Annotated in this window: 5 protein-coding genes; 4 read left to right on the top strand and 1 reads right to left on the bottom strand. The window is 61.4% G+C overall.

Annotation, left to right across the window (positions count from 1 at the left end):
• From JOZ76_RS06935 to JOZ76_RS06920, 4 genes are all read left to right on the top strand, one after another.
• Nucleotides 1–388, top strand: a 388-nt coding sequence (locus JOZ76_RS06935; protein ID WP_441299989.1) for a conjugal transfer protein TraD, incomplete at its 5' end; no start/stop codon positions are given.
• Between the two features lie 1,042 nt (nucleotides 389–1,430).
• Nucleotides 1,431–1,901 (top strand): endonuclease domain-containing protein, encoded by a 471-nt coding sequence (locus JOZ76_RS06930; RefSeq protein ID WP_291697884.1) that lies wholly within the window; start codon nucleotides 1,431–1,433, stop codon nucleotides 1,899–1,901.
• On the top strand, nucleotides 1,898–2,569 hold the full coding sequence (locus JOZ76_RS06925; protein WP_291697883.1) for a hypothetical protein: 672 nt from the start codon (nucleotides 1,898–1,900) through the stop codon (nucleotides 2,567–2,569). The genes JOZ76_RS06930 and JOZ76_RS06925 overlap by 4 nt, the downstream gene beginning before the upstream one ends.
• Complete coding sequence (locus tag JOZ76_RS06920; RefSeq protein WP_291697882.1) at nucleotides 2,566–5,820, top strand: ATP-binding protein; 3,255 nt, start codon at nucleotides 2,566–2,568, stop codon at nucleotides 5,818–5,820. Before JOZ76_RS06925 ends, JOZ76_RS06920 begins: the two co-directional genes overlap by 4 nt.
• 278 nt (nucleotides 5,821–6,098) lie before the next feature.
• Here the strand turns inward: JOZ76_RS06920 and JOZ76_RS06915 are convergent.
• Nucleotides 6,099–6,468, bottom strand: a 370-nt coding sequence (locus tag JOZ76_RS06915; protein ID WP_291697881.1) for a LysR substrate-binding domain-containing protein, incomplete at its 5' end; no start/stop codon positions are given.

Below are 6,468 nucleotides of genomic sequence, written 5' to 3'. Positions count from 1 at the left end.
GTCGCGTTCTTTCAAAGCCGGTCGCGGCGAAATTCACCAACAACTGACCGCGACACGGACAGCGCTCCTGCGCAACCGGGTGGCGCGCAACCGGCATCAGGCCGCAAGAGCGCGACATGACATGCGCACGTGGCAAGTCGACCGCCGCAAGCGGACGCGGCACCTCATCGAACTCGGCGGCCTCATCGTCAAAGCCGGTATCGTGGAACTGACCCGCGATGATCGCGCCACTATCTACGGCGCGCTGCTCTGGATGGCTGATAAGCTACAAAGCGATCAGGGCGCACATGCTCGCGAGCTATGGATCGCGAGGGGAAAGCGAGCGTTCGAGGCGGACTCGGCGACACACAAGGGGACAGATCGAAGTGCTCCAGCAACTCGTCGTTGATGCACGATAATCGCGTGTCAGCCGAGCGATTACATGCCCGGAGCTGCGCTGGACAACGCGATGGCGCTGGAAGCGGCGGCGGCCGAGTTCGCGGTGCGCCGAATTCATCAGCACCTAGCGAGGAGCTCATGCAATTCCGGCGCACGTCGATTGTTCACCACTGCATCGGTCACCGACGGCCGCATCATCGTGCGCTCATTGCAAACAGCGCGTCCGGGCAGCGACGCGGATGACAATAGGGCGGCATACTGCGGTCGCCCACCGCACAATTTGCTGAGTAAGGCATGTCGGTTTCACCCCCGATCTTCATTCAATTGCGGAAGTACAGGCGACATTGCTGAACTTCGTGTTCGTGCCGCGACCGGACTTCTAAGTTTACCAAGGACCGGGTGCGACAGCTTCACTACATATGCTGGCGTTCGGGCCCAAGTTCACTGTCGACGGTAGGCCCGCACGCCCCCAGAAAATCCCTTGCCAACGACTTTCCGACCCCGCTCAGAGTATGCTACGCATCGTGCAACCCGAGCGCGCAATGCCCCAATCACATCAGGGATGTTCCTCAGGACTGTTGGCCCCAAGCGGCGAGCTTGTGGCAAGGCTGATGGCGCTCCGGCCCGGCGGGGCCGTGACTATTGTTGGTCTTCGGCAGGCTCAGCTTATTGAGGTCTTGTCTGGCACGTCATTCGCCCTCCGGATGCTGCGGCTTGACTTGGTCGGCGTCGCCACGACGGCCCTTGCGCTGGACCGGATTCTTAACGATCTAGCGGACCTCGCTGCCGCCCTGTGGCCCGATTGGGAAGGCGCCGAGTCGCCGAAGCTGTTGCCGCGATTGCTACCAGCGTGGCGTAGGGCAGCGACGCGCCTTGCATCGGCAGGCGGTCGTCCTCGACTTAAGAGACTTGCGCAAGAAACGGAATTTCCCCACCTGCTGTCCGTGCTTCCGGGTCTTGTACTTCTCGCTGAGGTGGACTCGCTACGTAGCGAGCGAGCAGCACCAATCATCACGGCGCTTGATTGGTGTCGTCGCCACGGCGCGGCTGTCGTGGCATTGCTTGACGAGGAGCCTGCGCCCGAGGCGCCTTGGGACCTCTTGCTTTATGACGCGCTCATCGTCGATCAATTTCCCGTCGAGCCGGCGGCGCACCGGCTGATCCTGCCGCCCTCCGATACGGTGCCACGGGGAAGCGCCATCGAGCGACGAATGCGCGAAGCGTTGCAGGCCACGCCCGACCTTGCCGGCCTGTTCGAGGACGAGGTTACCCTGCAGCTGGGCGCGCTTGGGCCGACGCCGCGCGTCGATCTGCTTTGGCGTGACGGCAAGGTGGTGGTGGAACTCGACGGATCCGAGCACGAGCGCGATCCAAACTATGGTGCCGACCGTCACCGCGACTACGAACTCCTCGTGGCAGGATACCTGGTATTGCGGCTTACTAACGCCGAGGTGCAACTGGATCTCAGCCGTTCGCTGGAGAAAGTACGCCGCGTGGTCAATCTGAGGAGAGAACTGCCTTGAGGTACGATCCGACACCCACCCAAGCACTGCTGCTCTTCCGGCTCCTCGCCCGCCACGGCGCAAGCGCGCAAGCCGAACTGAAAACGAAGGTGCAGGTGCGGGACCGAGAAGCCCTGATCAAGGCGAAGATGATTACTGCCCCCAAAGTGGGTCGCGGGTTCAAGCTGAAGCTTGAGGACGCCGGTTGGGCCTGGACCGCGAAACACCTTACCGCGGAGCTGCCGCCGGCGCAGCAGACGCTCTCCGACTTCCTGGCTCGGCTCAGCGAACACTTGGCAAGGAGTGGCGAGACGCTGGCCAATTTCATCGGCAGCAAGCCGGAAGAGATTCCACCTCCGCAGCCTGCAAGAACGCACCGCAAACGCGACGGCAGCTCGGCCAAACCCAAGCGGCTCTCGGAAGCTGCACTGCGCAAGCGTATAGAGGCGGCCTATCTCGCGGTCACCGACGGCCGCAAGAACGAAACCGTGCGCTTGGCGCGCTTACGAGCCGAACTCCCCGACCTGGATCGTGCCACCGTTGATGCCGCACTCGGCCGTATTCTCAAAGGGGACAAGACGGCGTCGCTGATGCGCCACGACGATCCCCACCAACTCGATCAAGCCGACCACGACGCCGCGTTTAGCCCAGCAGGCGAGCCTTTCCATGTGATCTGGATAACGTCATGAGCCCCGAACTACAGGCCTTACAGGACGCAGATTTCGGCTGGGTGCGGTCGCTCGACAGCGTCTGGAGCGAAGAAGCCACGGACGCCGGCCCGAACGAGGACTTGGTTGATGGCACCATTGCTGAGCTTGCCCAACTAACGAAATCACCAAACCCTCCGGGCCGCGTGTTCCTCGGCCAGGCTGGCATCGGCAAGACGCACCTTGTTGGCGTGCTGCGCCGCAGGGCCTGGGCCGAGGGCTGCTGGTTCGTGATGCTTGATGTGGTTGGCATTACAGATTTCTGGAAGAGCGCTGCCCTCAGCTTTGTCACTTCGATGCTTCAAGAAATGCCAAATGGGCAGCATCAGCACGAAGCGGTGATCGGCGGCGTCGCCCGTCGCTTCAAGATCGAGAAGGAGGTGAACATTGTCTTCGCGAACCCGACGATCGAGTCGAAGCGGATCGTCGATTTGCTGGTAAAGGGCTTGCTAAAGAATGACTCCGCCAACGCGTTGAAGTACCAGGACGTATTCCGCGCGTTGGCGCTGTTGCGCTCGCACGATCTCGCGACGGTTGGCATCGCCCACGCATGGCTGCAGGGTTACGATGCCGATGAGGCTATGCGAAGAAGTCTTGGTTTCCTGACGCCCCCACCGTCGCCCGTCGAGATCGTGCGCGGACTCATGTGGGTTATGAGTCTGGCTGGTCCAACGCTGATCGCCGTCGATCAGATCGACGGCGTGCTCAGCGTTGGTGGTTCGGATTTCGGTGACGCGCCAGACTTCACCAAGCTGCTGACCGCGGGGCTGCTCGATCTCGCGGCCGTGATTGGTCGCGGCATCATTGTGGTCACGTGTTTGCTGAGCTCCTGGGAAATCATAAAGACCGAAGGACCGACCCCACTTACGCAACGGTTTACAGCGCCGGCTCCCTTGCGTCTTGCGCGGCGCGATACCTTTGTACGCAAGCTCATCGCCGACAGGCTCGCCCCTGCCTATGCCAAGGCGGGTATCGCGCCAAAGAGCCCGACACACCCCTTCACAGAAGCAGCTATCGACAGCGCTTCCGTCGGCATGACACCGCGCACCATCCTGATGCGCTGCGATGAGCACCGCAAGCGATGCTTGGCCGAGCGGAAAATCGTACCATGCGACGCTCTCGTAGAGAGCACTATCGTTGATAGTCCTTTAGAGCCGACGGACCGTAACGGATTCAACGCCAAATTTTCAGAAGCGGCTGCGGCGGCCGATCTCAATGGTCTTCTCGACGAGAAGGACGACAGCAAGCTCGGCATGCTGCTGCGCGACGCCTTCGATCTCTACGCCAAGCAAATCGCGCCGCACGACGATTACGAGGTCGTTCCCAAGATCGACCCAGGGCAGAAGACGCCGCCCCTCCATGTCCGGCTTACCTTCGTTGACCACCGCTCCAACGACCGCGAGCAGCACTTTTGTTTTCGAGCGCTCCAGCACAGCAATGCCGTGGCGCTGTGCTCCCGCTTTCGCGCGGCGCTGACCGCCTCGGGCGTCTCCGCCAAGATCGCCGAACGCAAGCTGATCATCGTCCGGCGTGGACCGCCGCCGAGCGGCCCGAAGACATGGGAGCTTTTCGACGCGTTTCGTGCCGCCGGCGGACTCGAGATCAACCCGAGCGACGATGACCTGCGCAGCATTGTAGCCCTGCGCCAGATGCGCGATGCCGCACTGGCCACCAGCGACTTTGACGCCTTCGAGCGCTGGCTTATCGAACGCAAACCGCTATGCGAGACAACTTTCTTCAAAGCAGCAGGCTTGTGCCCGCCGCCGTTGCCGCCTTGGGACGGAGCATCGCGCGAGGCTCGCAGCGCCGGAGCCGCGCATGACTTCTTGCGGCGAAAGGATCGCGCAGGTGCGGGCGTGGGCCCGCAAGCCAGTGAGCCCGAAGGCGAGCGCTGGCCTGCTCGCCGCGAAGAAAAGCAGGATGCCTCGAATTTATCCCCGGAGGCGCTTGTCAGCGTTCCGACCGCGCCCGGAAGCACGGAATTCCAAGGGGTTCCGGTCAATGCACCACTCGCGGCCGCAATCCCCGTAGGCCGTCGCGTGGCGGGTGGCGACACCGTGGAGCTGGCTACGGCTTCGTTGCCGCGGCACACGGCGATCATCGCCGGCGCAGGATCGGGCAAAACGGTGCTCCTGCGGCGCATCGTCGAGGAGGCGGCGCTGGCCGGCATTCCGGCCATCGTGATCGACCCCAATAACGATCTGTCGCGTCTGGGCGATGCTTGGCCGGAGCCGCCAGCTGCCTTCACCGATGAGGATGAAGCCAAGGCTACACGCTACGCCGCCACTGTCGAGGTCGTGGTGTGGACGCCGGGGGTCCATGCCGGCAATCCACTGTTCCTTTCCGTGCTGCCAGACTTCGTCGCTGTCGGCGACGATCCCGATGAGCGCGCACAGGCGGTAATCATGGCCGCCGACACACTGGGGCCGCTGGCGGGTGTGAAAACCAATCTGCAGAAGGGCGTACTCGCCGACGCGCTCCGAGCGTTCGCGAGCGGGGGTGGCGGCGACCTCAAGGCGATTACGGCGTTGCTCGCCGACTTACCTGAGGACGTCAGTGACATCGGAAACGCGGATAAGATTGCAGCCAAAATGGCCGACGAACTCAAGGCCTCCGTCGCCACTAACCCGCTGCTCAAGGCAACCGGGCCCGTGCTCGAGCCCAAACTCTTGTTCTTCGGGAAAAGCTCATCGAAGACACGCATCTCAGTTATCAATCTTTCCGGCTTGGCGTCGGACCAAGCCAAGGAGGACTTCGTCAATCGGCTGCAAATGACGCTGTTTGGCTGGGTCAAGAAAAATCCCTCGCCGCGCGGGCTGCTTTACGTGATCGACGAGGCGCAGTTGTTTATCCCTTCGGGAGCCGGCGCCCTCTCGAAGACAAGCGGAGTGCAGCTCGTTGCGCAGGCGCGCAAGTACGGGCTCGGCATGATCGCAGTGACCCAGGCGCCTAAGGGAATCGACAACAAGGTGGTCTCTAACTGCACCACTCAGTTTCTGGGCAAGCAGAACTCTCCAACGGATCAGCAGTCTGTAAAAAGCATGATCGTCGCGACCGGGGGAGCGGCCGACGACGTCGGCAAGCTCGCGGCGGGTGAGTTCTACTTCAAGACGGAGAAAAGCGGCAAACCGTTCAAGCTGAAGACGCCGATCTGCCTCTCCTTCCACCCTCCGAACCCTCCAACACCGGAAGAGGTCATTGCACGCGCAAGAAGGTCTGCCGCGGCCATTTGACGACACCGAGCATTAAACGAATTTTGGTACTTGCGAAAAACGAGAGTTTCTCAGCGCCGTTTAGTGCTTGATCGGTGCAGAACTACGGTGCCAATTTCGATCAACCGCCGTAGGATCGGTCATCGCCCTCTCGATCAAGTTGTCGATGATTCACATGTAGGAAGATTCCTCATCGTCCTCGTTCGCAGCACTGCCAAGCGCAACCCATGTTCAACTGAACGCGTCCGACAACGATCTTTTCGGCGCGGTAATCGCGCCGCATATCAGTGACAGAAAGATCAATCCTGTCCGTCCATCGAGGGGTGGTTTGTAGCGCCTACCGTGCTGACGGCGGATCTAATCCAAGGCCAGAGGTGCCGAATTTTCGCCTCGGCATCTTGCTTGAGTATTTTCCTGGCAATCCCGGCAAAGACACCGACTGTCCGCTCATGCTCGTTGGATCGCCCTACGACGTAAAACGTTCTTTCAGCACTTGGTCTCGGTAGTGGGACGACGGCTATTCGTGGCGCGTGCGTCCTGCCTTGTAGCAGGCAGAGCGGCGTAGTAATGGCCCAGCCAGCGCCATCTGCTACCATTGCAAGAAGAGCCTCCGAGCTGTCGATTTCCAAAGTGCGTACAGCATTAACGCGAAGTCGGCGAAGATGCCGT

The organism is Bradyrhizobium sp. (assembly GCF_019244115.1).
Classification (GTDB): Bacteria; Pseudomonadota; Alphaproteobacteria; order Rhizobiales; family Xanthobacteraceae; genus Bradyrhizobium.
The sequence above is the reverse complement of the archived record's forward strand: the minus strand, read 5'-3'. Positions and strand labels throughout refer to the sequence as shown.